Genomic DNA, 18,989 nt, shown 5'->3' with positions numbered 1-18,989 from the left:
TTTCGCCGTCGATGAGCATCTTCAGGATGGGCAAAAGCGGGCGGAACGTCGGAAAGACGGGGCCTCGAAGCCGAGTTCACACCGCGTTTGTCGTCAGTAACGAATGTTACATCTAGTCAAACAGTCGCCTTGGATGTAACTTCTCCATGCCTGCTGACGGCGTAGTGCCTGTTGGCGGCTCCCCCCTTTGAGAGAGGTATCGACGTCATGCACACCATCCGTTCCACCCGCATGGGCGCGGCCGTGCTTGTGGCCGCCACGCTGGCCGCTCTGCTGACTGCCTGCGGTGAGGACAGCAAGGACGCCAAGCCCGGTGCGGACGCCGCCAAGCCGTCGACGGCAGGAACGGTCCAGGTGGCGGGTGTGGACATCGCCCAGGACCCGGCACTGCACGGCCTCCTCCCGGAGGGCATCCGCAAGTCGGGAACCGTGAAGGTGGCCACGGACGTCCCCTACGCGCCGTTCGAGATGTTCGTGGCCGAAGGCAAGACCGAGCTCACCGGCTTGGACTACGACCTCGGGCAAGCGCTCGCGGCCAAGCTGGGCGTGAAGTTCGTTTTCACCCCGCAGAAGTTCGACGGCATCGTGCCCGCGATCCAGGCCGGCAAGTACGACGTGGCGATGTCCGCGATGACCGACACCAAGGAACGCCAGCAGGTCCTGGACTTCGTGGACTACACGGTGTCCGGTTCCGGGATCATGGTCGCCAAGGGCAACCCGGAGAAGATCACCGGGCTGGACTCCCTGTGCGGCAAGAAGGTCGGCGTGCAGGCCGCCACTCACCAGGTCAAGGTCCTCGAAAAGCACCAGGACAAGTGCAAGGCCGCCGGCCTGGGCAGCATCGACATCCAGAGCTTCCCCAAGGACTCGGACGCCCAGCTCGCCCTGCGCGCCGGCCGGGTCGTCGCGGACGTGCTCACCAAGCCCGCCGCGGGATGGACCGCCCGCTCCGCCGACGGCGGGAACACCTTCGAGGTGGTGGACGACCCGGCCGCCCCCGGCGGCTACGAAGCCACACCCAACGGGATCGGCGTCGCGAAGAACCAGCCCCAGCTCACCGACGCCATCCACAAGGCCTTGCAGGCGCTGATCGCGGACGGCACGCTGACCAAGATCTGCGACAAGTACGGTGTCGCCTCGATCGCCGTCAAGGAGGCCACCAAGAACGCAGCGGTGTCCTGACATGGCATCAGTCGCGGCGTCCGCCGCCAAGCCTCGCCCGGGCCGGCCCGCCCTGCCGCCGGAAGAACTCGTCGCCGTTCCCGTCCGGCACTGGGGCCGCTGGATCTCGGCGGTCGCCGCAGTCGCTGCGCTCGCCGGGCTGATCGGATCGCTTGCCAAGAACGCCAATCTGCGCTGGGACATCGTCGGCGACTACCTGTTCGCCGACCTGATCTTCGACGGCCTGCAGACCACCCTGTGGCTGACCGCCGCGTCGATGGCCATCGGCCTCGGCGTCGGGACGCTCATCGCGGTGATGCGGCTGTCGGACAACCCGGTGCTCTACGGCATCGCCACGCTGTTCGTGTGGGTGTTCCGCGGCACCCCGCTCCTCGTCCAGATCATCTTCTGGGGGTACGCGGGCGCGCTCTACAAGGAACTCCTCATCGGCATCCCGTTCACGGACGTCACCTTCATCCGGGCCGACACCAACGACCTGCTGACCCCGGCGGTCGCCGCATTGCTCGCGCTGGGCCTCAACGAAGCGGCCTACGCGAGTGAGATCGTCCGGGCCGGCATCCAGTCCGTCGACCCGGGCCAGACCGAGGCGGCCCACTCGCTGGGCATGCGTCCTGCGCTCACCATGCGCCGTATCGTGCTGCCGCAGGCGATGCGCGTGATCATCCCGCCGATGGGCAACGAGACCATCAACATGCTCAAGATGACCGCGCTGGTGTCCGTCATCGCCGCGCACGACCTGATGTCCAACATCCAGGACGTCTACGCCAGCAACTACCAGGTCATCCCGATGCTCATGGTGGCGTCGATCTGGTACCTGGCCCTGGTCACCCTGCTCAGCATCCCCCAGGCCTGGCTGGAGCGGCACTACGGCCGCGGCACCGGCCACCACCGGCGTTCGCCGCTCGCCCGGATGTTCGCCGGCGCCAGCCTGCGCCTCCGGACGACCCGCAAGAAGGGGGAGCGGTGACCGCGCCCATGGTGCACGCGCAAGGCGTGCGCAAGAACTTCGGCCGGCTGGAGGTCCTCCAAGGCATCGACCTCACCGTCGAACGCGGCCAGGTCTGCTGCCTGTTGGGGCCGTCGGGATCAGGCAAGTCCACGCTGCTGCGCTGCATCAACCACCTGGAGAAGATCGACGGCGGCCGGCTGGCCGTCGACGGCGACCTGGTGGGCTACCGGCAGCACGGAGGAAAGCTGTACGAACTGCGCGAACGCGAAGTGGCCGCCCGCAGACGCGACATCGGCATGGTGTTCCAGCGCTTCAACCTCTTCCCGCACATGACCGCGCTCGAGAACGTCATGGAGGCACCCGTCCGGGTCGCCCGTGCCGGCAAAGCCGAGGCGCGTGCCCGAGCCCAAGAACTGCTGGACCGGGTCGGACTCGGTGACCGAGCCGGGCACTATCCGGCCCAGCTGTCCGGCGGCCAGCAGCAGCGCGTCGCGATCGCCCGCGCCCTGGCGATGGAGCCCAAACTGATGCTGTTCGACGAGCCCACGTCCGCACTCGACCCGGAACTGGTCGGCGATGTCCTGGACGTCATGCGGCAACTCGCCGCCGACGGCATGACCATGGTCGTCGTCACCCACGAGATCGGCTTCGCCCGCGAGGTCGGCGACACCGCGGTCTTCATGGACGAAGGCGTCGTCGTCGAGGCCGGCGACCCCCGCCAGGTGCTGGTCGAGCCCCGGCAGGAGCGCACCCGCGCCTTCCTGTCCAAGGTCCTGTGACCGCCACCCCGCGCTGCCCGCTCGAGGCCGTCTCGGCCGCCGCACTGCTCCCGCATGCCGAAGCCCGCCTGCAGCGCTACCTCGCCGACCTCGCCCACCTGGTCGCCATCGACTCGGGGTCCTACAGCCCTGAAGGCGTCGACAGGGTCCTCGACTGGACCGCGGACCGCCTCGCCGGACTCGGCTTCACCATCGAACGCATCAACGTACCCGCCCAACAGGGACGCCGGGTGGGCGACGTCCTGGTCGCGCGCAAGCACGGACGGGCCGACCCCTCCGACGGCGGGCGGCGCGTGCTCCTGCTCGCCCACGCCGACACCGTCTTCGAGGACGGCACCGCCGCAGCACGGCCGTTCACCCTCCGCGGCACCACCGCCCACGGACCCGGCGTCAGCGACGACAAAGGCGGCCTGCTCGCCGGCATCACCGCCGTGGAGATCCTCGACACCGCGGGCGCGGACGAGTACGCGGAGCTGATCTTCCTGGTCACCCCGGACGAAGAGATCGGCTCACCGGCCAGCCGTCCGGCCGTGGAACAGGTCGCCCGAGGCGTCGACCACGCCCTGGCATTGGAATGCGCGCGCGAGAACGGCGACTTGGTGATCGCCCGCAAAGGCGTGGCGGACTTCCTCGTCACCGTCACCGGACGCGCCGCGCATGCGGGCATCGAACCGGAACGCGGCGCCAACGCCGCCCTGGCCGCCGCCCACCTGGTGGTCGCCCTGCAGGGCCTGAACGGCCACTGGCCCGGCGTCACGGTGAACGTCGGCGTCGTCCGGGCCGGGAACCGCACCAACATCGTGTGCCCCGAAGCTGAGCTGCGCGTCGAAGTCCGCTCCAGCACGGCAGAGGGCATCCACCAGGCCGCCCAGGCCATCCACGCAGCGGCCGCCTGGCCCACCGTGCCCGGAACGACCGTCGACGTACATCAACTCGACCTCTGCCCGCCCATGGAAGACACCCCCGCGGCGCGCGCCATGCTCGCCCACGCCCGTGACATCGGCGCCGAAATAGGTCTGGAACTGGACGCGGTGGCCACCGGCGGCGTCGGCGACGCGAACCTGGTCGCCGGGCTCGGCGTACCCGTCCTCGACGGGCTGGGCCCGGTAGGCGGAGCCGACCACACCCCCGACGAATGGCTCGACGTCGCGTCCGTCCCCACGCGCACCGCGGTCCTGGCCGCACTGATCGCCCGACTCGGCCGCGCCGCCGACTGATCCGGCGGCTGCACCGACCGCACAGCAAGGCGCCCTCTTTCCGCACATCCCCGCCGCCCCACAGGGTCCGCCCGGCATGCCCGGGCCGACCCCGCCTTTGGCCACTCCACTCGGAGGTTTCCGTGCGCCCGACCCGCAGAACCCCGCAGGCCGTCCTCGCCACCACCCTCATCGTGGTCGCCGCCACCACGGCCACCGCCCCCACGGCAGGAGCCACGTCCGGACCGGCACGATCCGGCGGCACCCTCGTCCTGATCGGCGGCGCCCTCAAGCCCTCCAACGACAAGGTCTACGACGAGATCATCTCCCGCGCCGGAGGATCCTCGGCCCGCATCGGCATCCTCACCGCCGCCTCGGTCCCCGAGAGCCAGGACCCCGACGCCGGCGACCCCGACAAGTGCAGCAACTCGGCCTGCAACGGCGCCTATTACGCCGGACTGTTCAAGTCGCACGGGGCCGCCGAGGCCGCTTGGATCCCCATCGACCTCGACCACATCGCCAACGCGGACTCCGACGCGGTTGTCGCACAGGTGAACGCCATGACCGGATTCTTCTTCGGCGGCGGCGACCAGTACCGGTACCTGACCTCGCTGATGCACGGCGAACGCCACACCGACTCCAAGGTCCTCGCCGCCATCCGCGCGAAGCTCGCCGCCGGGGCCGTCGTCGCCGGCACGAGTGCCGGGGCCCAGATCGCCGCCGGCCGGGACATGGTCACCGGCGGGGACTCCTACCAGGCCCTGCGCGACGGCAGCGCCCCCGGCTACTTCGACGACCCTGCCAAGCTCGGCTACATCCCCGCCGGCGGCTTCGGGTTCCTGAACTCCGGCCTCATCGACACCCACACCGGCACCAACGGCCGCGAAGGCCGCTCCCTGCGCCTCGCCGCCGACACCGGCCACGACCGCGTGTTCGCACTCGACGAGGACACCGCCCTGGTCGTCGAACACGCCGGCACCCGCCGCGAGACCATGCACGTCACCGGCACCAGGGGCGTCACCGTCCTCGACCTCCGGCACGCCGACAGCCGCACCACCACTGCCGGCTGGACGCTGAGCAACGCCCGCTACACGTACCTGACAGACGGCGACAAGTACGACCCGCGTGCTTGGAAGGCCGAAGCCGGCGCGGACAAGAAGCGCCTGACCCCGACCGGAACTTCCCCCGTCCCCATCAACGACGACGTCTTCTACTCGATCGACAACGCCGCAGGCACCCCCTACAGCCTGCTCGGCACCGCACGTGCGCTTGCTGCGAACCGCGTGTACAGCACCGCGCGAGCCCGCACTTACGAAAGCGCGCCGCGGTTCACTGTCTCCCTCACCAAGCGGCCGACGACAAGGTCCTACACGGGCGACGGCACCGCCGCGACCACGGTCGTGGGCCTGCGCCTCGACATCGCCCCGCAGCAGCGCTGAATCAACACCTGCCGGCCCCGCGGCCCCTCCGCGGGGCCGGCCACCTCGAGACGAGAGCACCGATCCTGATGCGCATGCACGACCATGACCCCGAACTCACCGAACTGGTCTTCGCGTACATGCGTGACCGTCTCCAGCTTGATCCGGTGCCGCTGGACCATCCGGGCGACAAGGACAAGCTGGACCGGGCCCTTGCAGGTCTGATCGGGCAGGAGGGGAACGACCCGGCGGAGGTGCTGCGGCTGTATGCGGAGCAGCTGGCGCCGACGGTGATCTCGTGTGACAGCCCGCGGTTCCTCTCGTTCATACCGGCGGCGCCGACCAAGGCCGCGCTGCTGTTCGACATGGTCGTCTCGTGCGCGTCGATCCAGGGCATCTCGTGGCTGGAGGCGTCCGGGGCGATCGCCGCGGAGAACCAGGTCCTGCGCCTGATCGCGGACCTGGCCGGACTGCCCGCCCAAGCAGGCGGCTGCTTCGTGTCCGGCGGCTCCGCCGGGAACCTCTCCGCGCTGGTCGTCGCCCGCGACACCGCCCGCCGCACCCGCGGCTTCGGCCCCTGCGACCGGGTCCGCATCGCGGTCTCGGACCAGGCGCACTCCTCGATCGGGAACACCCTGCGGATCATCGGCGTCGAGCCCTTCGTCGTCGCCCCACGCGATCACCGTTTCACCGGAGCCGAGTTGCGCACGGCGCTGCTCGCCGACCCCGACCCCGCGAACGTGATCGGCGTCGTGGGCACCGCGGGAACCACGAACGCCGGGATCGTCGACGACCTCGCCGGACTCGCCGAGGTCGCCGCCGAGTTCGACCTGTGGTTCCACGTCGACGGCGCCTACGGCGGCGCGGGCTTGCTGGCTCCCTCGGTCCGGGCGAAGTACGACGGCATCGAATATGCCGACTCCTTCGTGATCGACCCGCACAAGTGGCTGTTCGCGCCGTTCGACTGCGCCGCGCTGGTCTACCGGGACCCGCACCTGGCCAAGGCCGTGCACACCCAGGACGCCTCCTACCTCGACGTCCTGCACACCGGCGAGAAGTACGAGTGGAACCCCACCGACTACGCCTACCACCTCACCCGCCGCGCCCGCGGCCTGCCGCTGTGGTTCTCCCTCGCCGTCCACGGCGTGAAGGCCTACACCGACGCCGTCGAGACCGCGCTGACCCTGGCCCGGGAGACTGCTGAGGTCATCCGCACCACGCCGCATCTGGAGCTGATCCGCGACCCCGAGCTGTCCGCGGTCGTGTTCCGCCGCACCGGCTGGACCGCCGAGGACTACACCGCCTGGTCCGACCGGCTCCTCGCCGGACAGGTCGGCTTCGTCACCCCCACCGGCTGGGAAGGCGAAACCGTCGCCCGCTTCGCCTTCCTCCACCCCCACACCACCATGGACATGGTCCACGAAATCCTCGACACCATGACGTGAACCGTGGTGCGGAGGCGGTGCCGTGATTGCTCCGGAACGAGGCCCGATGCCCGAGTGTCCGCGGTCGCGGCTGCACCTCCGTGAGGTCAGCCGCCGAAGATCTCCCGCAGCCCTTCACCCGTGCGCCGGTCCGCCGGGTAGAAGGCCTCGATCGAGATCTCCGCGACGGTGATGTCGACCGCGGTCCCGAAGGTTGCCACCGTGCTCAGGAACGACAGGACCTCGCCGCCGTGCCGGAGGAGCAGGGGGAGAGCCGGTTCGCCGGCCCCCGTGATGGCCGGTTCGGGCTTTCCGGAGCAGCCCGGGTAGCCCGACACCTCCTCGTACAGTGCCTCGACCAGTGGGTCCCCGGTGATCGCCGCCTCGCGGCGCAGCCGGTGCAGGAGGTGCGCACGCCACTGCTCGGCGTTGACGATCCTCGAGACCAGGCCGTCCGGATGAAGGCCTATCCGGTAGGCGTTCATCGGGTGTTCGAGCAGCCAGGGGGCCGCGTCGCCGGTGAACAGGGCGATGCTCGAAGTTGCGTCTACGACGTTCCACGCCCGGTCGACGATCAGCGCGGGGAACGGTTCGTGTGCCGCGAGGATTTGCCGCACCGCGGCCATGACCGCCTGCAGCGCGGGCGCGTCCAGGCGACTCTCGGTGTACGCCGGGGCGTGCCCCGCCGCCAGGAGTATCCGGTTGCGCTCGCGCAGCGGTACCGCGAGGTACTCGGCGAGCCGCAGCACCATCGCGCGGCTGGGCACGGAGCGTCCTGTCTCGACGAAGCTGAGGTGCCGGGTGGATATCCCCACCTGCACCGACAGCTCCAGTTGGCTGAGGCGGCGCTGCTGCCGCCAACGGCGGATCAGCGCGCCGCTCGACGGCCGCGCCAGTCGTGGTCGGGTCGAGCCATCCGTAAGCCGCCGCCGCGGAGCCGACCGCGACCCACGCCAGGTTCGCGGCGACCACGGCCCGAACCGCGTTGCGGTGCAGCGGGGTTCGGGTGCCGACTGCCCACACCAAGGCGGCGAACAGCACGAAACACGTGCCGGTCGCGGCGAGGAACGCGGTCGGCAGGCTTCAGTGGTCGCGCATCAGGCTTCCCAGTTCGGGGCGTTGGTCGGAGAAGCCGTGCTCCCGCAAGGCGTGCCACAGGGTCGCGGTGTTGATGGCGATGACCGGCTTGCCGAGTTCGGCTTCGAGGGTGGCGGCCAAGGCGACGAAGGAGAGGTTGGTCCCGACCTGGACGATGGCGTCCACGTCGGGACCGTCCAGTTCGGCGACGACTTCGCGCAGGCGGTCGTCCGGAACCCGGGCGATGTCCATCGCCGTCGGGCAGCGCAGGCCGGTGATCGCGGCGACGTCGAAGCCGGCTTCGGTGAAATAGCGCCCTACTTCGCGGTCGGCGATGGGCTGGTAGGGCGAGAACACCGAGATGCGGTGGCAGGCCAATTCGTCCAGGGCGGCCTTGCACGAGCTGGCACCCGTCGTGACGGGAAGGCCGGTTCTGTCGCGCAGTCGCTGTTCGAACGCGGCATTGCCCTCCACGCCGCCCCAGAACGTCTCCGCGGACATCCCCATGACCAGGCGTTCGGGTTCTGCGGTCAGCACGTCCCGCACCGCGGTGTCGATGGATGCCCTGATCTGGCCGAGCAGCGCCTCGAAGTCGGCATCGTCGCGGATCACCGGGCTGGGTATGTACATCGAGCCCGCCCGGTAGGCGATGCCGTCGATGCCGGCTTTCCAATAGTCGTGCTCGACGACCGTGTTGGTGCTGGGTACGACGACGCCGAAGACGGCGCGGGGACCGACGGTGTTGGTCATGTGCGGGGGACCCTTTCCAGGACTTCGTCGACCGTGCGGTGGGCACGGTCCCGGTGGGCGGGCCGGCCGAGCAGGAGTGCGTCGACCAGCAAGGGCGCGGCGATCGACATGGCTGCGTCGGTGCGCGCAGCCTCGTCCGGAGCGGTGTGCGCAAGCGCCGCATGGAACGGGGCCAGCAGGTCCTCGACGTAGCGGCGGCGCAGTTCAGCAGTGTCCGGATCCACCGATGCCGCAGCGACGAGGGCCTGGAGGAAGCCGCCGACGGGTTTGTCCCGCAGCCGGTCGCAGAGGAGGTCGACTTCGCTGTGGAGGTCGCGGCGGACATCACCTGAGGGGACATGGGTGCGCGCGGGAGCCACCTCGATCAGATCGCACAACAGGGCGTGCGGCGTGGGCCAATGACGGTAGATCGTCGTCCGCGAGACCCCGGTCGCGGTGTGCAGGCGCTGGGGCGTCAGTGCGGCCGCGCCTTCGGTGAGCAGGAGTTCGAGGGCAGCCGTCAAGACGACCGTCGAGGTGTCGGGGGCAGGGCCGGCAGGCCGTCCAGGGCGGGGCATAAGAGTTAACGGTACACCTTGTCCTGGGAATGCATAACCGGTACTTTCTGAATCGGAAATCAATCCTGGGAGGCATCATGCGTCCGCACGTCGAGATCATCGACGAACGCGATCTCATCTGGCATATAGCGGAGTTCGAGCACGCGTCGGGCACCGCGGAGCAGCGCAACCTCAGCTACGACGAGGAGGACGGCTCCGCTTCGCTCAAGGTCAGGTTCACCGGCGACTGGTCTCGGCCGGCCGGCGTGCACAAGGCCGAGACGGAGTGGTACGTCCTGTCCGGACAGGTGACCCTCGGCGACACGGTCCTCGGCCCGGAGGGCTACTGGATGGCGCCCGCCGGGGTCTGGACTCCGCCGATCACCGTGGCGGAAGGCACGGAGATCCTGCTCTTCCGCGAATACGGCGACTGGTCGTTCGACCTCGCCGAAGCCGACCTGCCGACGGTGCGCGAGGACCAGAAACTCGTCGTGCTCGACAGCGCCGCCATGCCGTGGATCGATGTCGTCGACGGCAGCCCGATGCGCTTCGACCTGGGCGGCACGCCCGTCCCGGGGCTGTACATCAAGATGCTGCACCGCGACGAGAAGACCGGCTTCTACACGCGCCTGATCAAGGCGAAGCCGGGCTGGCGCGAAACGCCGCTCGCGCACCACCCGTGCAGCGAAGAGGCGTACTGCCTGGACGGCGCCTTCGACTACAACTACGGCAAGATGTGGCCCGGCACCTACTTCTGGCGGCCGGCATTGATCCGCCATGGCGACTTCACCGCCGACGCCGAGCAGGGGTGCACCTGGATCCTGCGGTCGGACAGCGACTTGGTCGACTGGTACACCGACAACGCGCGCGTGGTCATGGAGGGCGAAGCGACGAACTGGGGCCCCGAGTACCCGCAGTCCGCGGGCCCGAGGTTCGTCGAGCCGGTGCGGTCCCGCAGCATCGGGCAGTGGGAGAACCCCTCTTACCAGTAGACCCCGAAGGGCAGGGCCCGGAGACGATGGCGTCTCCGGGCCCTGCCCGTTAGCGGCATGTGTTTTTCGCGCGCCGTCCGGCATGCGGAGACGACGAGGCGCTGCCAGGCGTTCCGTTCCACGGAAGGCCAGGCAGCGCCCCAAGTACGACCGTCAGTCCTGCTTGCGCGTCTCGTTGATGACGACGCGGCGCGTGCAGCGCCCGTCCTGGATGAAATGCCAGGTGCGGCAGCGCGAGTTGCCGTCATCCGAGAGGTGGATCATCTCGTAGAAGTAGCCGGTGGGATCGTGCTTGTAGGTCCACGTCAGGACGGTGATCTTGTCGTCGATGTCCCACGCATGTCCGGCCATGCGCTCGGTGTCGAACCAGATCTGCCCGTTTTCATAGGTGGCGGGAAAACGGAACTCCTCCTGCCGCCCGTCGTCCCAGCGGTAGCGGTTGGTCTGCATGTACGGGTACTCGCCCTCGTCCGGGAAGGCACAGGTCAGGTGCGCATGGTGCCGGTCGGTGACCGTCCCGTCCTCGTTGATATAGGTGTAGACGCCTTCCCAGTCGCCTTCGTGGCGGGCGAGTGTCTTCATCTCCTGGCGAATGGCCATGATGGGGTGCTTCCTTCCTGCACGTACGGGTTCAGAGGCGGTGCCACCACGGGTCTTCGACACTGCCGCGGTGGACCAGGAGGGACTGGCGGCGGAGGAACCTGGCGAGCGATGCCGGGCCCATACGCGAGCCGCCGATGCCGGACTGCTTGAAGGCGTTCTTCTCGCCTTCGTGGAGAACCGCGGTCAGCGCCGCGTCGTTGATGCTGATGGCGCCGGCGGACAGCCGCGCCGCCAATGCCACCGCCGCCTCGGCGTCGGCGGCGAACACCGCGGCCGACAGTCCGTAGGGGCTGTCCTCCGCCAGGGCCACCGCCTCGTCCTCGGTGGCGAAGGGCATCACCGGGAGGATCGGGCCGAAGGTCTCCTCGGTCATCACGCGCATCCCGTGATGGACTCCGGTCAGCACCGTAGGGCGCAAGTAGGTGCCCCCGTCGATGCGTTCCAGGGTTCCCCCGCAGACCGCGCGGGCGCCCTGGGTGTACGCGTCGTCCAGGTGTTCCTGGATCACCCCTGCCTGGTCGGGATCGATGATCGGACCGAGGCCGCCGAGCGCGGGGTCGGGGTGGGCGAGGCCGACCTTGGCTGCCTTGTCGGCGAGCAGCCCCACGAACTCGGCGTAGCGGTCGGCATGCACGTACACGCGCTCGATCGACAGGCAGGACTGGCCTGCATTGGCCGTGCCGCCCCACAGAATGGCCGAGGTGGCATGGTCGAGATCGGCATCGCGGCACACGATGGCCGGGTCCTTGCCGCCCAGTTCGAGGCAGACGGGTATCAGGCGTTCCGCAGCGGCCCGGGCCACGGTCCGGCCCGTGGGAACGCTGCCGGTGAAAGCCACCAGGTCCACGCTCGCCACCAAGGCGGCCCCGGTGCCCGCGCCCCCTTCGACCAGGCCGAGAACAGCTGCCAATGCGGGGACCTCCTCCGCCGCCGCACGCACCGCGGCGACGAAGCGGGGGGTCACCTCGCTCGGCTTGACCACGACGGACGAGCCCGCCGCGAGCGCCGGGATGGCATCGATGAAGCTCAGGAGCGGGGGGGAGTTCCAGGGGCTGATGACCCCGACCAGCTCGTAGGCGCGGGCGGCAGGCCTGATCCCGATCCACGGGATCTCCGATGGGCGCTCCGGCGCCGCCCCGAGCAGGCCGGGGGCGTTGGCGGCCCAACGACGCAGCGCCGCCACCGTGATGTCCAGTTCGAGCCGCGATTCGACGACGCGGCCGGTGTCGGCGGCGAGTGCGGCCAGGACGTTCTCGCCGTGGCGTTCGAGAGCATCCGCGAATGCGACCAGCGCGTCGGCGCGCTCGGCCGGAGAGCGGCGTTCCCAGGCGGGTTGCGCCACGCGCAGCGCCCTGCACAGGTCGGCGAGTTCGGTGCGCGTGGGCGCGGCGAGCGTATGCGTGACGCGGCCGGGGCGCGGGTCGTGCACGGGCATTGCGGGATCGAGCGGCGCCGACGCGCCGTTCGTTTCCGGGCCGGTCCCCGCCCCGGCGCCGGGGGCGGGAGCGGTCTCGGGGGCGGGGGCCGTGGCTTCGGGACGATCGGGCATCAGCTGAGCACTCCTGCGGCTCGGAGCCGCTCGAGCGCGGCGGCGTGGCGGTCGGCGAAGTAGCGGCGCTCGGGGACCGCGCCGTTCCATGAATGAGGCCGCTCCACGTCGTGCCGGGCGTACTCGTCGGCCCACAGGGCGGTCTTCACCCGCGCGAGGAGGTTTCCCATGCCGGGGCGGGCGCGATAGCGGCGCAGTGCGGCGAGGTCGAGTTCGGCGTTGGCCACCATCGATTCCCCCGACCCGGCTTCGGCCAGAACGTGGCCGGTGAACCCGACGATCTTCGACAGTCCGTCGGTGGACGCGGCCGGGATGTCGGTTCCGACGTGGCCGCCGGTATTGGCCGAGACGACGTAGGCGAGGTTCTCCACGGCCCGGGCGACCTTCGCCACGTCCTTCGGGGTCGGTTGCGGACTGCCCGCTTCCGCGGACGAGTGCACGAAGACCTCGGCACCCCGCAACGCCAGGGCGCGGGCCAATTCGGGATACAGGATCTCCTCCGACGCGATCGCCGCCAGAGCCCCGATGGGGGTACGGGCGACGGGCAGGACCGCGTCCGGGCCGTAGATGTCGAGGTACTGGTCCCACACGTCATAGGGCGTCGGCGAGTACATCGAATGCAGCCGCCGATACCGAAGGACGCACTCGCCCGCCGGGCTGTGGATCGTGCTGGCCTGGAAATAGAGCCCGGGGAAGTGCGCGTCGGTCTCGTAGGCGCTGACCGCGAGGTACACGTCATGTGCGGCCGCGACCGCGGCCAGCGCTTCGTACTCCGGACCACCCGGGTCGAGGGCGGCCTTGCGCGCCCACACGTCGATCGGCTCGCCCATGGGGAACCCGGTCAGCAGATACTCGGGCAGCACCACCAGCCGGACGTCGCGCCCCAGGAAGGCCAGACTGGCGCCGATCTGCCGGTCCACGCGGTCGATCGCGGCGCCGATCGACGCGCGGGCTTCCTTGTCGTCGCACGCGTTGATTCCCCGGCATTGCGACTGCAAGGCCAGGGCACGGTAGGCGGTTTGCCCCCGGCTTATGTCCATGAGATCTCCACACGCGTGACGGAACGGCGTTTCGGCGAGTGGAAAGCTAACACCGGTAATCATGGCGGGGCAGGTGTCGTAGCCGACACCTTGCGTCCTCCGGTGTCGCGCTCGGCCAAGTGCTGCACTCCGAAAAGGAAACGGTGATACGCATCAAGAAACGCGATGTTGACCTCCGGAATGGCCCCTGCCTAGGGTGATCGGGTCTCGGTCCGGCGTGCTGCCGGGCCCGCCCCAGCCCGGACGCGGCGGGCGCGCAGCGAAACCGCGGTGCCTCCGTGCCATACGGTCCCTGCCCTCGCCGCGCCGCGGTGTCCACCGCATGGAGGGTCTGCATGTCCGCCCACCCCTCGTCTCCGCCGCCCCCGGAACCGGCCCCGCGTTCGTGGCTGTACGTACCAGGCAACCGGCCCGAGATGCTCGACAAGGCGCTCGGCCGAGGTGCCGACGCCGTGATCGTCGACCTGGAGGACGCCGTCCCGTTCGCGGCGAAGGAGTCCGCCCGGGCGTACGTGGCGACCTGGCTTGCGGCTCGCCGGCCCTCCGACGCCGTCCAGATCTGGGTGCGCATCAACCCGGGCGCGGCGGGGCACCTGGACGCCGCTGCCGTGGCCGCGCCTGCCCTGCGCGGGCTCTGCCAGGCCAAGTGCACCGGCCCCGATGACGTCCTCGCCCTCGGAGCCGTCCTGGACCGAGCCGAGGAGCAGGCGGGTCTTCCGCAAGGCCGCATCGCCGTATCGCCACTACTGGAGGACGCCGGCGCAGTGCTGGCGGCCCCCGACGTGGCGCGTGCTCCCCGAGTCGTGCAGCTCCAACTCGGCGAAGCCGACCTCTGCGCCGAGCTGGGCATCGAACCCGGCCCCGACGGAACCGAGTTGCTGGGCATCCGCACCCAGGTACTGCTCGCTTCGGCCGCAGCCGGCATCCGCCCGCCAGTAGGCCCCGTGGCCACCGACTACCGCGATGAAGAGGCACTGCGCCGGTCGACCGAGGCCCTGCGCCGCCTGGGCTACCGCTCCCGAGCGTGCATCCATCCGGCGCAACTTCCCACGGTGCATGCGGTCTTCACGCCATCCGAGGCGCGCCTCGACGCCGCCCGGCGGCTCGTCGAACGCTTCGACGCGGCGGTCGCGGCAGGCGAGGCCGTGCTTGTCGGCGACGACGGGCGGATGGTCGACGAAGCGGTCGTCCGCCAGGCCCGCCGTGTCGTCGCCGCCGGGAGCCGGCCTTGATCGTCGAACTCGCCGACGCCCACCCCGCGGCGCAGCCCTACACGATGCCGGGATCCACCGCACCGGTCAGCATGGCCAGGCTTGCCCTCGACCCCGATACCGGGGCCTCGCTGTCCCTGGTGCGCTTCCCGAAAGGATGGCGCCGACCCGAACGAGGGCACTACGGCGTCGGCGAGGAATTCCTGGTCGTGGAAGGCGAACTGCACGTCTCCGGCACCCGACACGTGGCGGGCGACCTCGCCTGGATCCCGGCAGGCGCCCTGCGGCACGGTTCCGGCACCGACGGCGGAGCGCTGGCCGTGGCCTGGTTCTCCGGCCCGGTGCGGTGGACCGCGTCCGACGACGACGTGCCCACCGGACCCAGCACCAGGACCAACGTCCGGACTGTTGCGGTCCCACCGCGCGACGGCCTTGTGCTGCGCGGCGGCAGGCCCGGTGAGGCGCACGGCACCACAGCGCTTTTCGCATGCCCGGACGACGTGCCCGCAGCGCTGCTGTGCCCTGGCACCACCGTGACCGACGTGTCCCGATGGCGCTGGCGTCCCGCCGAGGCCTCCCGGGCACGACCGGCATGGCACGGACGCCTGTTGGTCCGCACCGGCTGAGCACCGGCGTACGACGCGGACCCCGTCCGCCGGCGGTTCAGCGAGGAGACTTCCCGCTGCCCTGCCGGCGGATCGGGCCGCGCCGTCCGGATGGACCCGGGGCTATGCGGGCCCGGAGTTGCCGACCAGGCCGGAGCGCGCTGTTTCTGGCAAGTGCGGCAGGACGCCGGAGACTTCGGGGAGATCCGGCAGCGCGCGAATACGTGCGGCTAGGTCCGCGGCCGCGGCGGGATCGAGGACGCGTTCGGCATTGAGCCGGTACTTCGTCTCCAGCTCGTCAAGGCTCAGCGGACTGCCCGGCCCGCCCCGGGAGGAGTCGACCCGGTGCTCCCACAAGCTCCCGTCGCGGCACCGCACGCGGAGCACCGCGCTGAACGCCCGGGGGAACTGCTCGTTGCACTGCGCGTCCTCGACCACGGTTACGCGTTCGGTCAAGGCCAGCCGGCGCGGGTCGGCGAATGCAGCGGGGGCGAAATCGTCCAGGTGCAGGCCGAGGCCTCCGCCGCCGATCAGCGCAGAGGCAACGGTGTAGGGGCCCGAGAACTTCGCGTGGTAGGGCGTGGTCGGTCTGACCTTCTGCTCCCGCGGTTCGCCGATAGTCCGCAACGGCGCGGCAGCCACGCCCAGTTCGATGCTCTCGATGCGGTCGGGGTCCAGACCCCGGGCCCGCAGGGCGAGCGCGCAGTCGATGCCCGGGTGCGTGAAGTGATTGGACGGATAGGGCTTGTAGACGGTGCGGAGGAGTTCCCATGACGCGGGGTCGTCCATGCGCTCCAGACCGGCGGTGAGCGCCGCCCCGTCCCAGGAATCGTCCAGGTAGGCCCGCAGGAAGCCGAAGCGTCCCTCCAAGGCGGTCGGCGGTCCGGTGACGCCTTCGCCGGCGAGCTGCGCGGCGGTCACCCCGGCGTGCGCGGCCCAGCCGCAGTGGATCCGCTTGACCGTGCCGCCCGTGCGGTTCGCCTCGATCACCCCGGAACCCATCGAGCACGCGATCCCGATCGCGTGCGCCAGGCGCTCGGCGTCCAGGCCGTAGAGGAGTCCGGCGGCGACTGCGGCGCCGACCGTTCCGCAGATGGACGTCGCGTGGAAGCCCTTCTCGAAGAAGACCGAATTGCGCAGCGCGGGGTCGTACGAGGCCACGCCGAGGCGCACGCATACCTCGTCGCCGGCGGCGACGGCGGCCAGCAGCCGGGCTCCGGTCGCACCGGCGGCCTCGGCGGCGGCGAGCGCCGCGGGCACCACGGATGCGGAGGGGTGCAGGACGGAGGGCAGGTGGGTGTCGTCGAAGTCCAGGGCGTGCGCGAGCGTGCCGTTCACCAGCGCGGCGCGGTCCGCGGGGATGCGGTCGCCGAAACCGATCACCGACGCTTCGGCGACGCCGCCTGACCGGCGTGCGGCGCGCAGTACGGCGAGGTGCGGTTCGTCTTCTGCGTCAAGTTCCAATGCGGCCACGCAGTTGCCGACGGTGTCGAGGACGCGGCCGACCACGTCCTCCCAGACGGCGTGGGGGAGCGGGCGGTCGCGGGCCCCGGCGGCGAATGCGGCGAGCCGGTGGGCGAGGGGCCCGGCGGCGGGCGAGAGCTCAGCCACGGGGAACCACCGCGAGCGGACGTGCCGGGGCACCGGTGGCACCCACGACGGGAAGCGGAGCGAGTACGAGCAGGAACTCGGTGGCGCCGGCGTCGGCGAGCTCGTGCAGCCGCATCGTCTCGACGATGTTGATGCCCGCGTCGACGAGCAGGATCCGGTGGACGGGAAGGGTGGCGTGGCCTTTTCCTGCCGGGATGTGCTCGAAGGCGATGGTCTCGCCGCCTGCCACGGCGGCACCGCGGTCGGCGAGCCACCGGGCCGCGTCCGGCCCGGGCCCGGGCACTCCGTCGTCGTGGCCGATGAACGCCGGGCCGTCGTCCCACAGGCGGGACCACCCGGTGCCGATCAGCACGGCGTCCCCGGGGCGGACGGGAGCGGACGCCTTTTCCGCCGCGGCGAGCTCGTCGGCAGTGATCCGGTGCCCGGCGGGCAGCACCTGGACGCCATGCAGGCGGGCCACGTCGAGGTGCACGGCGCGTCCGACGAAGGGCGCGAACTCGTCGATGCCCAAGGCGCTGAAGCCGTCATGGCTCTGCAGTTCGGCAGCCGGGATGCCGCCGTGCACATAGCCGTCGTGCGAGACGTGCGCGAGGGCGTCGACGTGGGTGCCGACGTGGCCGCCGGTGACGATCAGTTCGTTGGCGGCCGATCCGCCGTCCACGCGGCGCATGTCTCCGTGGCGGCGTTCGAGCAACATGCGGAACGGCGGGTGGTTCGGGGACTGGGGCATGCCGCGGCGCATCGGCTGGGCAAGGTCGAACACGGTTGCCTCGGATGTCAGTTCCCACAGCGTGCGGTTCAAACGGCACCTTCCTTGCGGAGTACGGCCACGTCCTCGGGAGACAGTCCGAATCGGGCGAATATCGTGTCGTTGTCGGCCCCGGGGGCGCGGCCGGTCCAGCGGATCTCGCCGGGGGTCTGCGACAGGCGGAACAAGACGTTCTGCATGCGCAGGGGGCCGAGGTCGGCATCCGGGACGGTGGTGATCGAGTCGAGCGCCTGATACTGCGGGTCCGCCAGCACGTCCCGGATGTCGTAGACCGGCGCTATCGCCGCCTGGGCCTGTTCGAACGCGTCGGCGACCACCGCGGCGTCGCGTTCGGCAATCCAGCCGCCGACGAAGGCGTCGAGCAGATCGGCATGAGCCGCGCGCCCTGCGCCGCTGGAGAACCACGGCTCCTGGGTGACCTCCGGGTGCCCGACCAGCGTCAGGACCCGTTCCGCGACCGACTGGGCGGAGGTGCTGACCGCAAGCCACTTGCCGTCGCGCGTGCGGTACGTGTTGCGCGGGGCGTTGTTGGTCGAGCGGTTGCCGGTCCGCTCCGGGACGAGGCCCAACTGGTCGTAGACCGTCGCCTGGGGGCCGAGCAGCGTGAGCAGCGGCTCGATGATGGCCAGGTCCACCACCTGCCCGGGAGCGTCGTGCACGTCCCGGTGGTAGAGCGCCGTCTGGACGGCGCCCGCGAGGGTGAGCGCAGCCACCCCGTCGGCCAATCCGAACGGCGGGAGCGTGGGCGGGCCTTCGGGTTCGCCGGTCATCGCCGCGAACCCGCTCATCGACTCGGCCAGCGTGCCGAAGCCCGGGCGCGTGGCATAGGGCCCGAACTGGCCGAAGCCGGTGACGCGGGCGATGACCAGGCGCGGGTTGACGGCGTGCAGCACGTCGGGGCCGAGGCCCCAGCGTTCGAGCGTCCCCGGCCGGAAGTTCTCGATCAGCACGTCCGCTTCGGCCGCCATGCGTTGCAGCAAGGCGGCTCCGCCGGGCCGGCCGAAGTCCACGGTCACGGTGTGCTTGTTGCGGCCCAGCATCTTCCACCACAGCCCGACGCCGTCTTTGGCGGGGCCGTGGGTGCGGGCCGGGTCGGGCTTGCGCGGGTGTTCGACTTTGATCACCTCGGCGCCGAAGTCCCCCAGGATCGTGGCGGCGAGGGGGCCGGCGAACAAGGTTGCGCAGTCCAGCACAGTGACCCCGCGCAGGGGTCCGTTGGGCATGAATCTCACCTCGAAGGATGTCGCGAACGGCAACTCTGTTCCTCATTGTGGAACAGGGTTCCAGAAGTTAGCATG

At 70.5% G+C, this 18,989-nt stretch carries 18 protein-coding genes; 9 read left to right on the top strand and 9 right to left on the bottom strand.

The features are described 5' to 3' along the window. The first annotated feature begins 207 nt into the window (after positions 1–207). The 6 genes from LZ495_RS30550 to LZ495_RS30525 all read left to right on the top strand — a co-directional run bounded on the left by LZ495_RS30550 (position 208) and on the right by LZ495_RS30525 (position 6,969). Entirely contained in the window at positions 208–1,182 is a 975-nt protein-coding gene (locus LZ495_RS30550) for an ABC transporter substrate-binding protein (RefSeq protein WP_235056176.1), read from the top strand. Between the two features lies 1 nt (position 1,183). Next, on the top strand, positions 1,184–2,149 hold the full coding sequence (locus tag LZ495_RS30545; RefSeq protein ID WP_235056175.1) for an amino acid ABC transporter permease: 966 nt from the start codon (positions 1,184–1,186) through the stop codon (positions 2,147–2,149). 8 nt (positions 2,150–2,157) lie between these two features. Further along, positions 2,158–2,910, top strand: coding sequence for an amino acid ABC transporter ATP-binding protein (locus LZ495_RS30540; RefSeq protein ID WP_235056214.1), 753 nt, complete (start codon positions 2,158–2,160; stop codon positions 2,908–2,910). After that, positions 2,907–4,127, top strand: a complete 1,221-nt coding sequence (locus LZ495_RS30535; RefSeq protein ID WP_235056174.1) for a M20 family metallopeptidase — start codon at positions 2,907–2,909, stop codon at positions 4,125–4,127. The genes LZ495_RS30540 and LZ495_RS30535 overlap by 4 nt, the downstream gene beginning before the upstream one ends. A gap of 122 nt (positions 4,128–4,249) precedes the next feature. Then, on the top strand, positions 4,250–5,545 hold the full coding sequence (locus LZ495_RS30530) for a cyanophycinase (protein ID WP_235056173.1): 1,296 nt from the start codon (positions 4,250–4,252) through the stop codon (positions 5,543–5,545). A 74-nt stretch (positions 5,546–5,619) separates the two neighbouring features. Next, complete coding sequence (locus LZ495_RS30525) at positions 5,620–6,969, top strand: pyridoxal phosphate-dependent decarboxylase family protein (protein ID WP_235056172.1); 1,350 nt, start codon at positions 5,620–5,622, stop codon at positions 6,967–6,969. A gap of 86 nt (positions 6,970–7,055) precedes the next feature. Here LZ495_RS30525 and LZ495_RS30520 read toward each other — a convergent pair whose 3' ends face one another. The 3 genes from LZ495_RS30520 to LZ495_RS30510 all read right to left on the bottom strand — a co-directional run bounded on the left by LZ495_RS30520 (position 7,056) and on the right by LZ495_RS30510 (position 9,332). After that, on the bottom strand, positions 7,056–7,817 hold the full coding sequence (locus LZ495_RS30520; protein ID WP_235056213.1) for a helix-turn-helix domain-containing protein: 762 nt from the start codon (positions 7,815–7,817) through the stop codon (positions 7,056–7,058). 214 nt (positions 7,818–8,031) lie between these two features. Continuing rightward, positions 8,032–8,775 carry a maleate cis-trans isomerase family protein gene (locus LZ495_RS30515; RefSeq protein ID WP_235056171.1) on the bottom strand — a complete coding sequence of 248 codons (744 nt, stop codon included), beginning with the start codon at positions 8,773–8,775 and terminating at the stop codon, positions 8,032–8,034. Then, complete coding sequence (locus LZ495_RS30510; RefSeq protein ID WP_235056170.1) at positions 8,772–9,332, bottom strand: TetR-like C-terminal domain-containing protein; 561 nt, start codon at positions 9,330–9,332, stop codon at positions 8,772–8,774. Before LZ495_RS30510 ends, LZ495_RS30515 begins: the two co-directional genes overlap by 4 nt. Before the next feature lie 77 nt (positions 9,333–9,409). Between LZ495_RS30510 and LZ495_RS30505 the strand changes: the two genes are divergently transcribed. Next, positions 9,410–10,303, top strand: coding sequence for a DUF4437 domain-containing protein (locus tag LZ495_RS30505; RefSeq protein WP_235056169.1), 894 nt, complete (start codon positions 9,410–9,412; stop codon positions 10,301–10,303). A 153-nt stretch (positions 10,304–10,456) separates the two neighbouring features. On the opposite strand, the gene LZ495_RS30500 is transcribed toward LZ495_RS30505, so the two are convergent. From LZ495_RS30500 to LZ495_RS30490, 3 genes are read right to left on the bottom strand one after another with little or no spacing between them, the layout of a single operon-like run. Next, positions 10,457–10,903, bottom strand: a complete 447-nt coding sequence (locus tag LZ495_RS30500) for a DUF3598 family protein (RefSeq protein ID WP_235056168.1) — start codon at positions 10,901–10,903, stop codon at positions 10,457–10,459. Between the two features lie 31 nt (positions 10,904–10,934). Then, positions 10,935–12,455, bottom strand: coding sequence for an aldehyde dehydrogenase family protein (locus LZ495_RS30495; protein WP_235056167.1), 1,521 nt, complete (start codon positions 12,453–12,455; stop codon positions 10,935–10,937). Next, positions 12,455–13,495, bottom strand: a complete 1,041-nt coding sequence (locus LZ495_RS30490; protein ID WP_235056166.1) for a nitrilase-related carbon-nitrogen hydrolase — start codon at positions 13,493–13,495, stop codon at positions 12,455–12,457. The genes LZ495_RS30495 and LZ495_RS30490 overlap by 1 nt, the downstream gene beginning before the upstream one ends. A 335-nt stretch (positions 13,496–13,830) precedes the next feature. Here LZ495_RS30490 and LZ495_RS30485 point away from each other — a divergent pair, with 335 nt between their 5' ends. Continuing rightward, positions 13,831–14,727 carry an HpcH/HpaI aldolase/citrate lyase family protein gene (locus tag LZ495_RS30485; protein ID WP_235056165.1) on the top strand — a complete coding sequence of 299 codons (897 nt, stop codon included), beginning with the start codon at positions 13,831–13,833 and terminating at the stop codon, positions 14,725–14,727. Beyond that, positions 14,724–15,332 carry a cupin domain-containing protein gene (locus LZ495_RS30480; protein ID WP_235056164.1) on the top strand — a complete coding sequence of 203 codons (609 nt, stop codon included), beginning with the start codon at positions 14,724–14,726 and terminating at the stop codon, positions 15,330–15,332. The genes LZ495_RS30485 and LZ495_RS30480 overlap by 4 nt, the downstream gene beginning before the upstream one ends. Positions 15,333–15,434: 102 nt before the next feature. Here LZ495_RS30480 and LZ495_RS45035 read toward each other — a convergent pair whose 3' ends face one another. The 3 genes from LZ495_RS45035 to LZ495_RS30465 are packed head-to-tail and all read right to left on the bottom strand — an operon-like array spanning position 15,435 to position 18,914. Beyond that, entirely contained in the window at positions 15,435–16,922 is a 1,488-nt protein-coding gene (locus tag LZ495_RS45035) for an MmgE/PrpD family protein (RefSeq protein WP_235056163.1), read from the bottom strand. Further along, on the bottom strand, positions 16,915–17,724 hold the full coding sequence (locus LZ495_RS30470; RefSeq protein WP_235056162.1) for a cyclase family protein: 810 nt from the start codon (positions 17,722–17,724) through the stop codon (positions 16,915–16,917). The genes LZ495_RS45035 and LZ495_RS30470 overlap by 8 nt, the downstream gene beginning before the upstream one ends. Further along, positions 17,721–18,914 (bottom strand): CaiB/BaiF CoA transferase family protein, encoded by a 1,194-nt coding sequence (locus LZ495_RS30465; RefSeq protein ID WP_235056161.1) that lies wholly within the window; start codon positions 18,912–18,914, stop codon positions 17,721–17,723. Before LZ495_RS30465 ends, LZ495_RS30470 begins: the two co-directional genes overlap by 4 nt. Positions 18,915–18,989: the final 75 nt, after the last annotated feature.

It is taken from the genome of Yinghuangia soli, assembly GCF_021502675.1.
GTDB classification, from domain to species: domain Bacteria; phylum Actinomycetota; class Actinomycetes; order Streptomycetales; family Streptomycetaceae; genus Yinghuangia; species Yinghuangia soli.
Note: the sequence above shows the minus strand (reverse complement) of the source record. Positions and strands in the feature narration are given on the sequence as shown.